General features: G+C 63.9%; 1 protein-coding gene. It reads left to right on the top strand.

From position 1 onward, the window contains the following. A partial coding sequence (locus CAG29_RS28035; RefSeq protein ID WP_139831542.1) for a calcium-binding protein occupies positions 1-638 on the top strand: 638 nt, incomplete at both ends.

Raw genomic sequence — 638 nt, 5'->3', positions numbered from 1 at the left:
ACGGCAACAACGTGCTGGACGGCGGCGCCGGCGCCGACATCATGATCGGCGGACTGGGCAACGACACCTACATCGTCGACAACGTCGGCGACGTGGTCATCGAGACCAGCCGCCTGTACGGCGAAGTCGACACCGTCCGCGCCTCCGTGAACTACACCCTCAGCGCCAACGTCGAGAACCTCACCCTGACCGGCACCGGCAACATCTACGGCATCGGCAACGACCAGGACAACGTCATCATCGGCAACGACGGCGACAACCAGTTGGTCGGCGGCGCGGGCGTGGACACCCTGATCGGCGGCAAGGGCAACGACGCCTACGGCATCGACCGCGAACGCGAGCTGGACCTGGTTCAAGAGCTGGCCAACGAAGGCACCGATATGCTGGTCATCGAGTACAACGCAAACGCCACCTTCGGCAGCACCGTCGACCTGAACCGCAGCAGCCTGCAGAACATCGAGAATGTCGCATTGACCGGGGCGGGTGTCTTCACCGTCTACGGCAACGCCCTGAACAACACCCTGATCGGCAACAGCGACGACAACACCCTCAACGGCGGCGCCGGCGCGGACATCATGGAAGGCGGCGCCGGCAACGACAGCTATGTCGTCGACAACGTCGGCGATGTGGTCATCGAG

This window comes from Pseudomonas sp. B7(2017), assembly GCF_002112745.1.
Lineage (GTDB): Bacteria > Pseudomonadota > Gammaproteobacteria > Pseudomonadales > Pseudomonadaceae > Aquipseudomonas > Aquipseudomonas ekonensis.
This window is presented reverse-complemented; position numbering and strand designations above follow the sequence as displayed.